Source organism: Nonomuraea sp. NPDC003709 (genome assembly GCF_040610775.1).
GTDB classification, from domain to species: domain Bacteria; phylum Actinomycetota; class Actinomycetes; order Streptosporangiales; family Streptosporangiaceae; genus Nonomuraea; species Nonomuraea angiospora_A.
On record NZ_JBEXMW010000027.1, the window covers coordinates 71,132 to 86,448 of the forward strand.

The 15,317-nt window shown below is 65.1% G+C and carries 16 protein-coding genes and 4 tRNA genes; 12 read left to right on the forward strand and 8 right to left on the reverse strand.

Annotation, left to right across the window (positions count from 1 at the left end):
• Window positions 1-63: 63 nt before the first annotated feature.
• Together ABZX61_RS53125 and ABZX61_RS53130 are read right to left on the reverse strand one after the other, a co-directional pair.
• Window positions 64-139, reverse strand: a tRNA-Lys gene (locus ABZX61_RS53125).
• Window positions 140-188: 49 nt separating this feature from the next.
• Complete coding sequence (locus ABZX61_RS53130) at window positions 189-1,343, reverse strand: acyl-CoA dehydrogenase family protein (RefSeq protein ID WP_355207555.1); 1,155 nt, start codon at window positions 1,341-1,343, stop codon at window positions 189-191.
• Window positions 1,344-1,434: 91 nt separating this feature from the next.
• Here ABZX61_RS53130 and ABZX61_RS53135 point away from each other — a divergent pair, with 91 nt between their 5' ends.
• Window positions 1,435-1,719: a PspC domain-containing protein gene (locus ABZX61_RS53135; RefSeq protein WP_350737558.1), complete on the forward strand. Its 285-nt coding sequence runs from the start codon at window positions 1,435-1,437 to the stop codon at window positions 1,717-1,719.
• On the opposite strand, the gene ABZX61_RS53140 is transcribed toward ABZX61_RS53135, so the two are convergent.
• Both ABZX61_RS53140 and ABZX61_RS53145 read right to left on the reverse strand, forming a co-directional pair.
• Window positions 1,720-3,009 carry an MFS transporter gene (locus ABZX61_RS53140; protein ID WP_355207557.1) on the reverse strand — a complete coding sequence of 430 codons (1,290 nt, stop codon included), beginning with the start codon at window positions 3,007-3,009 and terminating at the stop codon, window positions 1,720-1,722. It abuts the gene before it with no gap.
• A gap of 101 nt (window positions 3,010-3,110) precedes the next feature.
• Window positions 3,111-3,452, reverse strand: a complete 342-nt coding sequence (locus ABZX61_RS53145; RefSeq protein ID WP_350737642.1) for a metallopeptidase family protein — start codon at window positions 3,450-3,452, stop codon at window positions 3,111-3,113.
• An 84-nt stretch (window positions 3,453-3,536) separates the two neighbouring features.
• Here ABZX61_RS53145 and ABZX61_RS53150 point away from each other — a divergent pair, with 84 nt between their 5' ends.
• From ABZX61_RS53150 to ABZX61_RS53175, 6 genes are all read left to right on the forward strand, one after another.
• A complete protein-coding gene (locus ABZX61_RS53150) occupies window positions 3,537-5,054 on the forward strand; it encodes a metallophosphoesterase (protein ID WP_355207560.1) in 1,518 nt (505 codons plus the stop codon).
• Window positions 5,055-5,127 (forward strand) — tRNA-Glu (locus ABZX61_RS53155).
• Between the two features lie 98 nt (window positions 5,128-5,225).
• Window positions 5,226-5,300 (forward strand) — tRNA-Asp (locus tag ABZX61_RS53160).
• Between the two features lie 5 nt (window positions 5,301-5,305).
• Window positions 5,306-5,382: transfer RNA gene (locus ABZX61_RS53165), tRNA-Phe, on the forward strand.
• 86 nt (window positions 5,383-5,468) lie between these two features.
• Window positions 5,469-5,813, forward strand: coding sequence for an ankyrin repeat domain-containing protein (locus ABZX61_RS53170; RefSeq protein WP_355207563.1), 345 nt, complete (start codon window positions 5,469-5,471; stop codon window positions 5,811-5,813).
• Between the two features lie 79 nt (window positions 5,814-5,892).
• On the forward strand, window positions 5,893-6,534 hold the full coding sequence (locus ABZX61_RS53175; RefSeq protein ID WP_355207566.1) for a hypothetical protein: 642 nt from the start codon (window positions 5,893-5,895) through the stop codon (window positions 6,532-6,534).
• A 21-nt stretch (window positions 6,535-6,555) separates the two neighbouring features.
• On the opposite strand, the gene ABZX61_RS53180 is transcribed toward ABZX61_RS53175, so the two are convergent.
• Together ABZX61_RS53180 and ABZX61_RS53185 are read right to left on the reverse strand one after the other, a co-directional pair.
• Window positions 6,556-7,827, reverse strand: coding sequence for a site-specific integrase (locus tag ABZX61_RS53180; protein WP_355207569.1), 1,272 nt, complete (start codon window positions 7,825-7,827; stop codon window positions 6,556-6,558).
• On the reverse strand, window positions 7,827-7,997 hold the full coding sequence (locus ABZX61_RS53185; protein WP_355207572.1) for a helix-turn-helix domain-containing protein: 171 nt from the start codon (window positions 7,995-7,997) through the stop codon (window positions 7,827-7,829). Before ABZX61_RS53185 ends, ABZX61_RS53180 begins: the two co-directional genes overlap by 1 nt.
• Before the next feature lie 60 nt (window positions 7,998-8,057).
• Here ABZX61_RS53185 and ABZX61_RS53190 point away from each other — a divergent pair, with 60 nt between their 5' ends.
• Window positions 8,058-8,174 (forward strand): hypothetical protein, encoded by a 117-nt coding sequence (locus ABZX61_RS53190; protein ID WP_355207575.1) that lies wholly within the window; start codon window positions 8,058-8,060, stop codon window positions 8,172-8,174.
• Between the two features lie 279 nt (window positions 8,175-8,453).
• Here the strand turns inward: ABZX61_RS53190 and ABZX61_RS53195 are convergent, their stop codons facing one another.
• Window positions 8,454-9,572 (reverse strand): hypothetical protein, encoded by a 1,119-nt coding sequence (locus ABZX61_RS53195; protein WP_355207578.1) that lies wholly within the window; start codon window positions 9,570-9,572, stop codon window positions 8,454-8,456.
• A 449-nt stretch (window positions 9,573-10,021) separates the two neighbouring features.
• Here ABZX61_RS53195 and ABZX61_RS53200 point away from each other — a divergent pair, with 449 nt between their 5' ends.
• The 3 genes from ABZX61_RS53200 to ABZX61_RS53210 all read left to right on the forward strand — a co-directional run bounded on the left by ABZX61_RS53200 (window position 10,022) and on the right by ABZX61_RS53210 (window position 12,651).
• Window positions 10,022-10,621 (forward strand): hypothetical protein, encoded by a 600-nt coding sequence (locus tag ABZX61_RS53200; RefSeq protein ID WP_355207581.1) that lies wholly within the window; start codon window positions 10,022-10,024, stop codon window positions 10,619-10,621.
• 336 nt (window positions 10,622-10,957) lie between these two features.
• The gene (locus tag ABZX61_RS53205; RefSeq protein ID WP_355207583.1) at window positions 10,958-11,374 is read left to right on the forward strand and encodes a profilin; all 417 of its coding nucleotides are present in this window, start codon (window positions 10,958-10,960) and stop codon (window positions 11,372-11,374) included.
• A gap of 167 nt (window positions 11,375-11,541) precedes the next feature.
• Window positions 11,542-12,651, forward strand: a complete 1,110-nt coding sequence (locus ABZX61_RS53210; protein ID WP_355207586.1) for a hypothetical protein — start codon at window positions 11,542-11,544, stop codon at window positions 12,649-12,651.
• Between the two features lie 543 nt (window positions 12,652-13,194).
• On the opposite strand, the gene ABZX61_RS53215 is transcribed toward ABZX61_RS53210, so the two are convergent.
• Window positions 13,195-13,572, reverse strand: a complete 378-nt coding sequence (locus tag ABZX61_RS53215; protein ID WP_355207589.1) for a hypothetical protein — start codon at window positions 13,570-13,572, stop codon at window positions 13,195-13,197.
• 569 nt (window positions 13,573-14,141) lie between these two features.
• Here ABZX61_RS53215 and ABZX61_RS53220 point away from each other — a divergent pair.
• Window positions 14,142-15,098, forward strand: coding sequence for a hypothetical protein (locus ABZX61_RS53220; RefSeq protein ID WP_355207591.1), 957 nt, complete (start codon window positions 14,142-14,144; stop codon window positions 15,096-15,098).
• The last annotated feature ends 219 nt before the right edge of the window (window positions 15,099-15,317 follow it).

A 15,317-nucleotide genomic window follows, 5' to 3' on the forward strand; every position in this document is an offset into this window, starting at 1 on the left:
ACCCACATGTGTCTCACGATCAGCAAGAAACCTTCTCATAAGGGAAGGAACCGCAGGTGGGGGTGGTAGGGCGCCCGGGGCTCGAACCCGGAACCTACGGATTAAAAGTCCGCAGCTCTGCCAATTGAGCTAACGCCCCTCGCAACAGCAAGGGTACAGAGATTACCGCCCAACCCGCGACGCCTACATCACCGGTAAGCGGCCAGACCCGTCAGCGCCTCCCCCAGCACCAGCGTGTGAATCTCTTGGGTGCCCTCGTACGTCAGCACAGACTCCAGGTTGTTCATGTGCCTGATCACAGGGTACTCCAGGGTGATTCCGTTCCCGCCCAGGATTGAGCGGGCCTGGCGGGCGATGTCCAGGGCGGCGCGTACGTTGGCCAGCTTGCCGAAGCTGATCTGCCGGGGCTCCAGTTGGCCGGCGTCCTTCAGCATGCCCAGATGGAGGGCGGTGAGCTGGGCCTGGGCGGCGCCGACGTACATCCAGGCGAGTTTCTCCTGCGTCAGCTGGAACGCCCCGATCGGCTTGTCGAACTGGACCCTGCTCTTCGCGTAGATCACCGCGGCCTCCAGGCAGGCGCGGGCGGCGCCCACGACGCCCCAGACGATGCCGAAGCGGGCCTCTGAGAGGCAGGAGAGGGGGCCGCGGAGGCCGGTGACGTCCGGGAGGGCGGCGGAGGCGGGCAGGCGTACGTCGTCGAAATAGAGGGACGAGGTGACCGAGGCCCTAAGGGACAGTTTCTTGTGGATCTCAGGGGCGGAGAAGCCGGGGGTGGAGGTCGGTACGACGAAGCCGCGGATGCCTTCGTCGGTCTGCGCCCAGACCACGGCGACGTCGGCGATGGAGCCGTTGGTGATCCACATCTTGGAGCCGTTGAGGATCCAGTCGGATCCGTCTTTCTTGGCATAAGTCCGCATATTGGCGGGATCGGAGCCATAGTCCGGCTCCGTCAGGCCGAAGCAGCCGATGGCCGAACCGGCCGCCATCCGCGGCAGCCACTCCTCTTTCTGCTCGTCGGAGCCGTACCGCCAGATGGGGAACATAGCCAGCGAGCCCTGCACCGACACGAAGGAGCGCAGCCCCGAGTCGCCGGCCTCGAGCTCGCGGCACGCCACCCCGTACGACACCGCGTCCGTCCCGGCGCAGCCGTACCCCTGCAGATGCATCCCCAGCAGCCCGAGGGCGCCGAGCTCGGGCGCGAGCTCGCGCGCCGGGAAGACCGCCTCCTCGAACCAGTCGCCCACGTGCGGCAGGACGCGGTCGGAGACGAACGACTTGACCGTGTCGCGGATCAGCCGCTGGTCGGCGTCGAGCCGGTCGTCCAGGCGGAGCAGGTCGTCCATCGCGGGTCCCTTCATCACATAGGGGGCTACCAGGGTTCTACCAGGGGGAATCCTGATGTGCTAACACCGGGCCTGCGGGCAGTCTTGAGACATGAGCGAATACAACGTCAAGAAGCTGCGTCGGACCCACAAGGGCAGGATCATCGCGGGCGTCTGCTCCGGCATCGGCGAGTTCGTCGGGATCGACGCCAACCTGGTGCGCATCGCGCTTGCGATCGCCACGCTGTTCGGCGGGCTGGGCGTCGGCGTGTACGCGATCGGCTGGCTCCTCATGCCCGAAGAGGACAGCGACACCTCCATCGTGCAGGACCTCATCCACAAGCAGCAGGACCGCAGCAGGACGGACTGGAGCGGCGAGCAGAAGCCCCAGTCGTGATCAGGCCGCGGCGGGCACGCGTTCGCGAGGCTCGGTCCAGAACAGGGCCAGCACGGCCGCGCAGATCAGGCCGGTGAATCCGGCCAGCGCGACCACCGGCTCAGGACCGAGTCTCTCCGCCGCGAACCCGCCCACCAAAATCCCGATCCCCTGTACGGACATCAGTCCCGACTGCACGAGGCCGAATGCCTGGCCGCGACGTTCGGCCGGCACCTGCTGGACGAAGGCGGCATTGGCCGCGAGCTGGTACGCCCCGCCGACCCCCGACAGCACCCATGCGGCGAGCACCACCTCCAGCGGCGGATACAGCGCTGTCACGATCAGGGGCGCGCAGCTCAGCATGGCCAGCCACCCCATGAGCCGCAGCCGCCGCGGCGGCGGCACGAACCTGCTGAAAAGGAACGCCCCCAGCACCGTCCCGGTCGGCATCGCCGCCATCAGCAGCCCGGTGATCACCGGAACCGGCAGTGTCCACGTGGCGAACAGGGTCCCCGTGGACAGCTTGGCCGCGTACGGCACGGCGATGCCCTCAGGCAGGATGTAGAAGCCGCACAACCACGCGAACAGGACGAGCGTCCGCAGCTTCCGCGACCCGAACACGAGCCGGGCTCCCGCCGCGGTCATCGTCCACATGGACGGTTTCGAGCCGTCGTGGGTAGCGGAGGGCCGGCGCCGTACCCCTGACACGAGGATCAGCGCGGAGCCGAGGAACGTCGCCGCGTCCAGAGCGAGCGCCCGGTAGGGGCCCATGGTCGCGATCACCGCTCCGCCCGCCGCGAAACCGAGCATCTGTACGGCCTGATTCGTCATGTTCTGAATCGCCGAGCCGATGACGTACCGGTCGCCTTCGAGCACCTCGGGCAGCAGCGCCGCCCGCGCGGCCGAGAACGGCGCGCTGAGCAGCACCACCAGGAACACCAGCGCGCACAGCGCCCAGAACGGCATGCCCGGCACCGCCATCGCGGCCACCAGCGCGGCCCGGATCAGGTCGCAGGTCAACATCACCGCCCTGCGCGCGAACCGGTCCGCCAGCCCGGCCAGCAACGGCCCGCCCACGATGGACGGGAGGTACGTCAGCGCGTAGACGGCCGCCGTGGCCAGCGGTGACTGCGTGCGGTCATAGACGAGTACGGCGAGTGCCACCTGGGCGAGCTGGTCGCCAAGGAGGGAAAGGCCCTGTCCGTACCAGAGTGCTCTGAACTCCCTGAGTGCGATGACTTCCCGATATGTGGCGTGCCCTTCAGCACGGCGATGCCGTCCCGGCGGACGACCTGCCCGCATGGCCCCCATTGGACTCCGCTGTGCCTGACTTACAGTGTTCGCTACGTCACCTAAGGTGCCCGATCATTATGGCAAGCCGCAACCCAAAGAAGTCAACCAAAAGCAAAGGGTTACCAGCCCAGCTCGTGAAGTCTAGCGTCGTCGATGCCGAAGTGATGGCCGACCTCGTGGATGACCGTGATGCGCACCTCGGCGACGACGTCTTCCTCCGTATCGCAAATCTGGCATATCGGATTGCGGTAGATCTCGATGCGGTCGGGCAGGACCCCTGAGTACCAGTCGCCGCGTTCCGTGAGGGGGACACCGGTGTACAGGCCGAGCAGGCGGGGCTCCGGCGGGTCATCGACGACCGTGACGACGACATTGCTCATGGCGCGCGTGAGGTCCGGGGGGATCGTGTCCAATGCCTCGGCCACGAGTTCCTCGAACTTCTCCCGCGTAACCTCGATCACACTTGCCATTCTGCCCCGTCCTTCGGGTAGGCAAGAAAGCGTATGAAGTTCGCTCACAGGTCAAAGGCAGTCATTCAGTCCAGGGTGGCGAAGGGCGCGGCGGTGCTCCTCGTGGCCGCGGTGGGTGCTTGGCTGGGCATCTTCCTCAGCGGCACCGTACGAGCTCAGATCGGGCCCGTGGAGACCGGCATGTCGCTCCGGCCGGCCTGGAGCGGCGAGACGATCGTGGACGCCAGCCCGCTCGGCACGCTCACGTTCCGCACGCACGACGCGCCGCTGCGGTTGCGCATCACGCTCGAGAACATCGACCAGGAACGCGCCAAAGCCCTCATAGAGGACCCGCGCCTGGCCGACCGCCTGCCGGGGCTCATCGAGGACGACCTCCTCGACGGAGTACGCGCGCTGGTGATCCGCTCGCTGCTCTGTGCGGGCGCCGGGGCGCTGATCGCAGTCCTGATGGTCTTCAGGCGCCCCAGAGTGGCTCTGATGGGCCTTCTGGCCGCCTCCGTGGCGCTGGCGGGCACGGGGGTCCTCGCGGCCGTGACGTTCCGCCCCAGCTCTCTCGTCGAGCCCCGCTACTCGGGCCTCGTCGCCGCCGCGCCGTCGCTCGTGGGCAGCGCCGAGTCGATCGTCTCCCGTTTCGAGTCGTACCGGTCGCAACTCACCAAGCTCGTCACGAACGTCTCCAAGCTGTACGACACGGTCTCCACCCTGCCGCTGTACGACGCCAACCCCAAGACCATCCGGGTCCTGCACGTCTCCGACATCCACATCAACCCCATCGCCTGGAACGTCATCCGCTCCCTCAAGGACCAGTTCAGCGTGGACATGGTCATCGACACGGGCGACATTTCCGACCATGGCACCAAGGCCGAGAACAAGTTCGTGGACGAGATAGGCCGCCTCGGGGTCCCGTACGTGTACGTACGCGGCAACCACGACTCGATGACCACCCAGAAAGCGGTCGAGAAGCAGAAGAACTCCATCGTCCTGGACGACACCACCGAGACCGTGGCAGGCCTGAAGATCTACGGCCTGGGCGACCTCCGCTTCACCCCGGACAAATCCGTGGCCGCCGACTCGGACCCGACCGTGCTCGGCGACTACGCCCGCTCCCACCTCGCCAAGGTGAACAAGCCGGACGTGATCGCCGTACACGACCCGGACGTCGGCAAGGGCTTCTCCGGCGCGACCCCCATGATCCTCGCCGGCCACACCCACGCCCGCAAGACGTCCATGCTCCCCTCGGGCACCCGCCTCCTCGTCCAGGGCTCGACCGGCGGCGCCGGCCTGCGCGCCCTCGAACACGCCCAGCCCACGCCCGTCCAGGCCTCTGTCCTGTACTTCGACAGGGAGACGAAGCGCATGCAGGCATGGGACGACATCACGCTGGGCGGGCTGGGGGAGCAGTCGGTGTACATCCAGCGTCACGTGGAGCCCGACCCACAACGTATGATTTCCCCGGAGCCAACGAACGCCCCGTCGCCAACGGGACCGATCTCTGGCACACAATCGCCGTCCGCCGGTAAGCCACTTTGGCATCAGGGGCAATCGTCCCCTATGCTTCAGAGGTCTCCGACGGAAGGCGACAGGGAATCCTGAGCCCCCATCGTCTAGCGGCCTAGGACACCGCCCTTTCAAGGCGGCGGCACGGGTTCGAATCCCGTTGGGGGCACTGCGAGCGGTTAGCGCACCGGAAAACGGCTGGTCGAAGACCACCGAAAAGCTGGTAAGCTAAACGAGCGCAAACGGCAAGAACAGCAAGAAACGCAAGGTCCTGTAGAGCAGTTTGGAGTGCTCGCCACCCTGTCAAGGTGGAGGTCGCGGGTTCAAGTCCCGTCAGGACCGCTCTGGGTCAGGTAGCTCAGTTGGTACGAGCGTCCGCCTGAAAAGCGGAAGGTCGGCAGTTCGACCCTGCCCCTGACCACCAGCATTGACCTGCAAAAACGCCTCGAACGGATTGTCGTTCGGGGCTTTTTGGTTTTCTCTGACAGCAACAGTGACAGCAACGTCGCGATGGAGCATGGGTTGGACCACGGTATGACTCCCGCGCATCTCGCCGTCGAGATGGGGGACGCTGAGAAGCTTCAGAGGCTCCTCGATGAAGGTCTGAGTGTTCACGAGGAACACGGTGGACTCACGCTGCTTCACCACGCGATCGATGTGGAAGTGGACGGTCACGCGCAAACAGGTGATCGGCTTCATGTCGACATGACGGCGCTCCTGCTCGCCAACGGAGCAGATCCACGGCGGCGATCGCACGCCGGCGCAGGTGTCTCGGCGGAGCACTTCGCCTTCGTCAACGGTCACTGGTTGGCGACCCGGCTGATCGAAGCATGGCTGCGGGATCATCCCGAGTAGCCGCTGACAGCGACGTCGGCCACTGTAGCGCTGGCGATCATTGACGGGGTTGGAGATGCGTAGCTAACTTCCGGGATTTGTGACCCCTCAGTGGATCGGTGTGATCGGGACTGCTCTTGGCGCCGCGATCGGAAGTCTGGTCGCGATCGCTTCCGTCTTTCTCCGGGCGCGCCAGGAGGCCGCAGCCGAGGCGCGCGAGCACAAGAGAGAGCAAGCCCGTAGAGCTCGTGATCGCGAGTGGGACATCACCGTTCAGGGGCTGGACGCACGGCGACAGACCTACGCCACCTTGTTACGACGGGTCGCGGCATACGGCCGGCAACTCGAAGCGATCACCGAGCAGGCTTCGACTTCGGTTGGCGACAAGCAGGTTCCGCACCCCCTCAGGGAGGAACTGCACACAGTCAGGGCAGAGCTCGAAGATCTGGTCTTTGAGGTTGATGTTCACGCGCAGCATCCCCTTGTTGGCGATGTACTGCGGCAACTCCTTCAAGAAGGCGAAGCAGCCCAGGATGCCCTGGAAGCACGAAAGTGGGATGAGGCCAGGGAGCTTACTTCCCTCGTAGGCCCCTTGGTGGGGAAGCTGCGCAATGTATGCCGGTGGGATCTTGGTTTATATGGGCCAGATCCGTATGAGGACTTAAACAGCGCGCCAGAGTTGGCATCCGCCGAAGAGAAGGCGGTCGAGCAGAAAGAAGGCGCCCCAGCCGAAACGAGCTGAGGCGCAGCGAGTAGGGATAGATCAGCTGAGGGCATCACCGAGCTTGCCCAGGGCCGTCCGCTTGTCATCGAGTGACGCGTGAGCGTAGATCGTCATGGTCACCTCGATGTCGCTGTGGCCGACGATGTCGCGGACGACTTGGGGCGGGACACCGAGGTTCAGCAGGAGCGTCACACAAGTGTGGCGCAAGTCGTGGAATCGCATCTCGTCGAGCCCTGCGGTTTTGCGGATGGTTTCCCAGCTTCGGCGTAGGTTGTCCGGCTCCATCGGAGTGCCGCAGCGCGACGGGAAGACGAGGCCATGTTCTTTCCACTCCTCCCAGCGGTCCGAGCGCTCCGTGAACAGCTTCTTACGGTGCTGCTTCAGGGCCTCCACGCAGATAGGAGGTAGCGGCACCGATCGTTCCGAGTCGGCGGTCTTGGGGCGGACGAACTGGAGGCGGCCGGCGACGCGCTGGAGGCTCTGAACCACTTCGAGTTTGCCGCCTTCGAGATCGACGTCTTCCCACCGGAGCCCGAGTAGTTCCCCGCGGCGTAGGCCGAGGCAGAGAGCCAGGGCGTACAGCGCATAGAGCCGGTGATCCTGAGCTGCCTTGAGGACTGCGCGAGCCTGGGGGACGGTCAGGCCGCGATTGACCTTGTACTTGGGCACAGGGACCTTGACCAGCTTGGCCACGTTGCGAGAGATGATCTCCTCTCGGACGGCGCACTCTAGGGCGTTGCGCAGGACGGCGTGGATGGACTGGACCATGCGGGTCGAGAGCCGAGAGTCACAGCACGCTCCCGCCTTGAGAGCGCAGCAAACGGGCTTGTCGCGGGAGGCATCCCAGCCGTTTCGGCAGCACTGACACTCGGTACGGACTCGATTGACGAAGAGCCGGACGTCCTGGGCGTTGAGCTTGCCGAGGCGCTTCTTGCCCAGGCCGGGAATGAGGTGGAGGCGGACCACGCCCTCGTATCCTTGGTACGTCTTCGGGCGCCGTTCCTGGCTGACGATGTGCTTGAGCCAGTACGTCAGGAAGTCGGCCAGCGTCCAATTCTCGGACGAGACGGGGATGCCCTCGTCGGCCTGGCGGAGAAGCTCGGTCAGCTTCTTCCTTGCGTCCTCCTGGGTACGAGCGGAGCCTTGAACCCGCTTCACGGTGCCCGCCGTTGTCTGGACGAAGGCGGCGTAGCCATAGCGGCCATCCTTGCGCGGCCAGATGCTTCCTTCGCCGTTGGAACGCTTACGGATGCGGCGGCCAGTACGGCGCTTGGGCTCTTCCTCCGGTGTGCCAAGTGTCGTCTTCGTCATCAGGCCACCTCTGCCAGGATCTTGATGCACTCGGTCAGGGCCTCGACCTCGATGAGGCGACGGCGACCGACCTTGAAGCTTCGGAGTTGGTTGGAGCGGATCAGGGTGTAGAGGGTCCACCGGCTGACGCGGAGTCGCGCGGCGGCCAGGATCGAACGAGGCGAGCTCAAGCCTGTGGGCAGCGGCTCCCCTCAGAACTGGACCTCGCGGAGCAGTACGGCGTAGCCAGGATGACCGTTCGTCGTGCGATGAAGGAGCTACGCGAGTGTGGCCTCATCCGAAGCGTTCATGGCAAAGGCACCTATGTGCAGAAGCCCGCCCCTCCTGCTGAGAACGCCGACGGGTGACGCGTTGCTGTACAGCAACCCGTACAGCAACGCCGACTTACTTGATCACATGATGACGGGCTGAGCCTGCTGTTTCAGACACCCCTAAGGCGGGCCCGCCAGGTGCTTGCCCTGCCCTACGGATCAGAAGGCTAGGGGATCGAGTCCTCTCGGCAGCGCACAGCGGAAGCCCTGGTCATTATTTCGGTGATCAGGGCTTCTCGCGTCTTCGATCATGGTGCGCTGTCCAAAGTGGCCGGACGTGATCAGGCTGGGAGAATGCAGGCGTTGGGTGGTCACCTACTCGGCTGGCTCTGTCCCAGCGTCGGTTTCAGCGTTTGTGAACGCTTGGAGACGCAGGTGTGCTGCCACATTTCTTGCAAACCAGCTGTCCGAGGCGAGCTCGGTCCGAGCCGTTTCGCTCCAGTCCTCTCGGTTGAGTACCGCGAGGTAGTGCCGCAGGACACGGTCTCGATGTTCGAGGGTGCAGCCGACTTGTTCCGGTGGCTTCTGTGCCAGGTGGTCGGCGATGACTGCCGTGTTGATGTACCTGCTCAGGGTCGGTGTCTGACCTCTCAGGTGATTGGCATGCGCTTGGAGGACGGTGGGTGCGGGCGGATAGTGCTCCAGGGTCATGCCCATGCCGGAGCAATCAGCCATGATCGCCAGTAGACGGCCGGTGTGGTCGACCAAGTCGTCGTCGGCGTCAGCCCTGGTGATCGCCTCATGCAGGTGGGCTGCGGTGGCAATCTGGCCGGCGAAGTAGCCGTTGAGGTAGTCGCCGTCGCAGGCGTGACGCAGTAGCCACGAACGTGCTGCGCGACCTCCCGTAAGGCAGAGTTCCTCGATGACATAGACCCGTCCCCAGCCGGTGACTCGCTCGGCAAGCCACTGCAGCGCCTCTGAGCCGCCGCGGCGGCGTCGGAGAGCATGAGCAGCCAATGGGCCGAAGCGGTTCGACAGCAGACCGATGGTCTGGATCAGCGGGATGTCCTCCTCCGCCCGGCCGGCGGCGAGTAGCGCGAGCCCGACGGCACCCGCGCATCGGTCGGTGCTGTGCCGCACCAGCCACCGCCCGGTCTGCTGAACCCGATCCCGGTCCGCTCGCAGCGCCGCGGCGGCGATGTGCACGTTGTGATGGATGGGGACGTAGACATCATGGAACGCGTCGGCGAGTGTGCTTGGCGGGGCATCAGGCTTGGCGAAGTGTGAATCCAGGATGCGGGCGACGTCTGCGCCTTTGAGTCGCTGATCTTCAGGTGGGTGTGGCTGGACCTGTTGACGGTGGAGTTCATCGTCGGGGTACGGCTCCCCGTCGCGTGGCAGTGGTGAGTCCGGATCTTGTCGGTGCAGGTGCATCGCGTAGTCGAACAAGCTGATCTGGGGTCCGAGCGGTCCAGGTTCGATCGCCGCGCTCACCAGTGGAGGGAGGACTCGATTCTCTTGATCATGTTCGCCATGATGCGAGTACCGCACAGCGAACGGCAAACACCAACTGGCCGAGTTGGCGTACATGTGGCTCGGTGCCCGCGGCAAGGCCCTGACGCCGAGCGGCATCTATCAGATGCTCGAACGCCGCTGCGACCTTGCCGGCATCGAGCGTATCCATCCTCACCAGCTCCGCCGCTTAGCGGCCGACCTCTGGTTCGCCAACGCGGCAGCGACCAGGACGGCATGCGCCTGTTCGGATTTCATCTCTGGACATGCCACGGCGTCTTGGCCGGGCCAACGCCGATCAGCGAGCAATCGAGGCGCACCGCCGGATGGCGTTGGGCGATCAGCTCTGACCCATTCGCTATGCCGGTACACCTCACCCGGTAGGAGCGCGTCTCCTCCTCGCCCATCTCTCTGGTCTCTGGAGTCACGCCATGCGCTTACGCGTCCTCACTGCCTTCGCCGCGCTGGTCGGAACGTTCCTCATCGCCGCGCCGGCCGACGCGGCGACCACCTACCGCGGGGACGGCGACCACGTCCAGCGCATCCGCGCCACCACCACGCCCGGCATCGCGAAAATCACCTACGACGGGGACGGCTACTTCTCCGTCTGGGGGTTGGACCGCTCCGGCAAGGAACAGCAACTCCTCGCCAACCACGTCGGCTCCTACGAGGGGACCGCCGTCTACAACACCGACACCAGCAACCGGCTGGCCGCGCTCAAGGTCGGCGCTGACGGCCCATGGACAATCCAGCTTCTCCCTCTCGGCAAAGCGCGCTCCTGGTCGACCACCACGGCCGGCGACACCGACGACGTGATCCGTCTCTCCAAGCCGAGCCGCGGCCTCCACACTCTGCGCATCCGCTACACGGGCGACGGCTACTTCTCCGTGTGGGCGTTGGACTCGCGAGGCCGGCGCAGCAGGCTGCTCGCCAACAAGGTCGGCGCCTACAAGGGCAGTGTCCCCCTCCCAGGGGGCACGCAGTACGCCGTGGTTGGTGCTGACGGCCCCTGGTCGATCGTCCGGCGATAGGCCCCGAACACGACGCTGCCCCGTCTCCCAGAGAGACAGGGCAGCGAAAAGCAGCGGCCCCCGGACTACCCATGCCGGGGGCCTTCGATGTTGCCGCCATGTAGCGGCGCCAGCGGCATTTAAGAGGACAGGTCAGTCCTGACGACGTGCGCTCTGCCATGAGCCACCGCGGCATGATTGGAGCCGCGGGCCGGATTCGAACCGGCATCTCAATAATCTACTTTGGGGCTCATCGCACTGGCCCCAGTGGAGGGCCTTGATCACTCGGTCGAGCTACTGGACGATGACAAATACTGGATCGCCTGGCATGGCCGGGCTGCAACTGGGGGACTGTGTATGGGCGAGTGGCAGCGCTATGTGGACGACGATCTGATCGGCTCCGGCAAGGTCAACCGGGCGGCAATCGTCGGGCTGGACGGCGGAATCTTGGCTGCGTCCGAGGGATATGAGCTCAGTGCCGCCGAGCAGAGTCAGCTCAGCAAGGAGTGCAGGGCCGTGTTCAGCGGCGGAGAGGATCAGGTCGGCGGTCTTGTGCTGGCCGGCAACAAGTTCCTCACCTCTGGGGGCGACGAGCGCTCCCTCTTCCTCAAGACCACTCACTCCATCAACTACGATCCCAGACACGCCGGTGCGATCGTGGTGCAGACGAAACAGTGCATCATCGTCGCGGAGTATGACGCCCCACTCCAAATGGCGGAATCGATTCCCGTCGTCGAGTCTCTTGCCGACGAACTGATCAACGCAGGGTACTGATCACCAGGGTGGACCCCTGTGGCTAGATCTGCCGCCTGCCCCGTTCAGGCGGGGTGGGGGTGGTGGCCCCCTTGAGCCATGCGACCTCCTCGGCGCTGCGTTGTGAGTGAGCTTGATCGGCTTGTTGCCCATCCTTGTTGGTCGTCCCAGGGAAAGTGGGAGAGGATATGCGGTTTCTGGAGCGGGAACGCGCCACTGTGGCGAAGCTGCTGCCGGGGCTTGACGAGAGCCTGCGGGCGTTACCCCTCATGGAGCTGGAGGGCCCCGATAGTCCCGGCATCCAGCTCTTCCGCGACAGCGGCGGCCCCGGGCTGCTGGCGCCGATCGCCCAGCAGGGGCGGGGAGCCACCGCCCTGGACGCCCTGCGGGTGCAGCGCGCGCTGGGCAGCAGGGCACCGTCGCTGGCCGTGGCCACCATCTTGCACCACTTCTCGATGGCCACCCTGGTCGGTCTGGCCACCCCCGACGATGGCCAGGAGTCGATGCTTGTCGCGGGGGTGGCCGCCGGCAACCAGCTCGTGGCGTTCGGCTTCGCCGAGGAGCGCCCCGGCGCCGGAACCCTCTCCCCGATGACCGCCACGGCGGGGCCCGACGGGCTGTCGGTCAGCGGGAGGACGCGCCCGTGCAGTCTGGCCCGATCGATGGACGTGCTCGCCGTCAGTGTCATGGTCCCCGGCTGGGGCGACGACGGTGGCGAGGTACCGGCGGTGGCGCTGGTGTCCGCAGAAAGCGAGGGTGTGAGCGTCGGCGGGGCGGGGGCGGACAGCGAGCAGGTCACTCTCGACGACGTCCTGGTGCCGCCGGAGCTGCTGGTGCAGGCCTCGGCCCCCGACGGGCGGCCGGAGGTCATGCTGACCGCGGGCTTCGCCTGGTTCCAGCTGCTGATGACGGGTAGCTACCTCGGGGCCGCCAGCGCACTGGTCGAGCGGGTGCTGCTCAACAACCGGGTGCCCGAGTCCGAGCGGGTCCAGTTGCTGGTGGAGGCCGAGGGCGCGATGTCGGCCGCGGAGGGCGTCGCCCGCCGGATCGACGACGGCAGCCTGGACGAGTCGACGCTCGCCGACTCGCTGTACGTCCGGTACTGCGTGCAGGACACCCTCTCCCGGGTGGTTCCGCGCGCGGTCGAACTGCTCGGCGACCTCGACTCCATGGCCTCCGATGAGGTCGGCCACCTCGCCACCTACGCCAACGGGTTGGACCTGCATCCGCCGACACGGGACCGGATGACCGGTCCGCTGGCGGCGTACCTGGCCGACGGACCTCTCACCATCGCCTGATCCCCGGCGTCCTCGCCCCGGACCACGACCCCACGAACTGACCGGTTGCGGAGCCTGGGCCGGTCGGTTCGTGGGGTCGTGGATGATGCGATGGATGGTGGAGCGGCCGATGCTGTAGTCGGTGGCGAGGTCTGTGAGGGAGACCTCGCCCTCGGCGTAGCGGCGGCGGATGGAGCACCGGGCGGGTTCGGGCAGTTCGGGTTGCTTGCCTTTGAGCTTGCCGACACGGGGGAGAAGGCTCGGTTGCGGGCGGTGCGTCGGGCGCGGCGGGAGCGCGAACCGCAAGCGCCACCCCTACAGCGGGGGTACCGCGACGACGTCGACGCGGTTGTGCTTCCTCTCGCTGCAAGGGCGAGCGGAAGCTAAACCATCCAAACATTAGCGTCTTATCCGCAGGTCACGGCATGGGGCGACGTCCGGTAGGCGGGCAGGAGGGGTCCGCTGACGTTTGCCAGTTGCCTCGCGTACTACCTTTGAGGAGCTGGAGATACGCCACGCGCGTCAAATAGCCCTCGCCGTCGTTGTCAGCCTGCTCGAACTGTGTCACGGCCTCTCCCTCGGACATGCCCGCCATTGTTTGCCAAAGCATCCATCGTTCAGCGACAGTCGGCCGTCGCTGTCAAGGTCTCTCATGTTAAAGAGCGCAAGCTGGAATGGGATGGCGAACCCGTCGATAAAGCCGGGGGCCTGAAAGGCCTCAATGCACCTTTGCTTGCTGAGCTCCGGCCACATCTGGTTGCTCGCGGAGATGAGCTTGCGCACCTCCTCGAGCTTGCCGGCGTTCCAAGGGTCCATGCACAACCACATGATCTGCATGTAAATGTCGGCCTGGTCGAACATGCCGTCGCCGTCGTTGTCAAACTCCTCGAACTGCTCGAACAGCTTCTCGGCGCGCTCTTCTGCTAGCGTCGCGATTGTCACGCGTCCTTTTCTTCTGAGGGGTCGCTGTAGTACTTAAACTAACGCGTGGCTAGAATCGCGCGTCGCGCGCCGGGGATGGGGTCGCAAAGCTCCTCGGAGCGCTTAGAAGTGCTCTCAGATGCCCGTTTCTCAACGTGAAGGGGTCGTGGAACCGGCCGGTTCGGAGCGCCTATGCCAAGCGCACGCCCACGAGTAGGGATGCCGGTAAGAATCAAGGCACACGGCCCAAAGCGACAGTGCGTGACCGGGAGCTCCAGGACGGCTTGACATAAAGCACTTAGCGGGCAACGCGACGTGGGAAAACGCGCCCCGCAGCGTTGTCACGGCCGCGACCGCCGGACTCATCCCCGACTGTCCTGACCGAAACTCGTGTCTGCGCGGGGCCCAGGTCATCTGCTGTGACCTGGGGGGCTGCAAGACTGCTGTCAGGCCACTCGGTCGTGATCACAACTGGTGAGCACGGCCGGGTGGCGTCGGGGAGTCACAGGCCTCCTCCGCGGGCCTGTGCACGACGTGAATGCTTACATCGGATTCACTCGATCGGGAAAGGCGGATCATGCCGATCGCTCATGCCGGTTGACACCCGTCCGACATCAAGTAAGACTCCCATTATGCAAATAACTCAAGTTTGGGAAGAACAGTGGACGACAGGCTGGACGACGCTCACTCCGTCTGAGCTATGCGGCGAGTATTATCTCCTGTCGTACAAGAGCGGGTCGGGAAACGCGGACCTCAGCAAGTTCCACAAGGACGGCTCATACAGCGGGGTATGGCAGCAGGGGTGGACGACGGGATGGACCACGCTCACTCCGTTCGAGCTGTACGGCGAGCCGTACCTTCTGTCGTACAAGAACGGGTCGGGAAACGCGGATCTCAGTAAATTCCACAAGGACGGCTCATACAGCGGGGTATGGCAGCAGGGGTGGACGACGGGGTGGACGACAATCGTCCCCTTCAAGGCTTACGGCGAGTATTACCTCCTGTCGTACAAGAACGGGTCGGGCGAAGCGAGTCTTGACAAGTTCGACCAGGACGGCTCGTACAGCAATGTGTGGCAGCAGGGGTGGACGACGGGGTGGACGACGCTCACTCCGTTCGAGCTGTACGGCGAGCCGTACCTTCTGTCGTACAAGAACGGGTCGGGAAACGCGGATCTCAGTAAATTCCACAAGGACGGCTCATACGGCGGGGTATGGCAGCAGGGGTGGACGACGGGGTGGACGACAATCGTCCCCTTCAAGGCTTACGGCGAGTATTACCTCCTGTCGTACAAGAACGGGTCGGGCGAAGCGAGTCTTGACAAGTTCGACCAGGACGGCTCGTACAGCAATGTGTGGCAGCAGAACTGGGCGACGGGGTGGACGACGCTCGCTCCGTTCGAGCTGTACGGTAAGTGTTATCTGCTGTCCCACCAGGCGGAGACGGGAACTGCGGAGCTGGGCAGGTTTGATTTCGACGCTGAGGCGGCGTCCGGTCGGCCGGTGCCGTCTATGACGGCGAAAGGGATTTACGAGACTCTGAAATAGAGGCGAGGGTGTCGCGGTGACACGGCAAGTTGGTCACCATGAGTAAGCATTCACGGCCTGTGCGTTTCGGGTTCTGTTGATGGCGCTGTGTGATCGTTCAGAGGTGTGCAACGGTACGACCGGCTCCGGAACGTCAGGCGGTGAATGCTTACCCTCTTTGGTGGAGTGACTGAGTGACAACCGCGGCAGACGATCAGGGACGTTGACGGACGCGTGTGG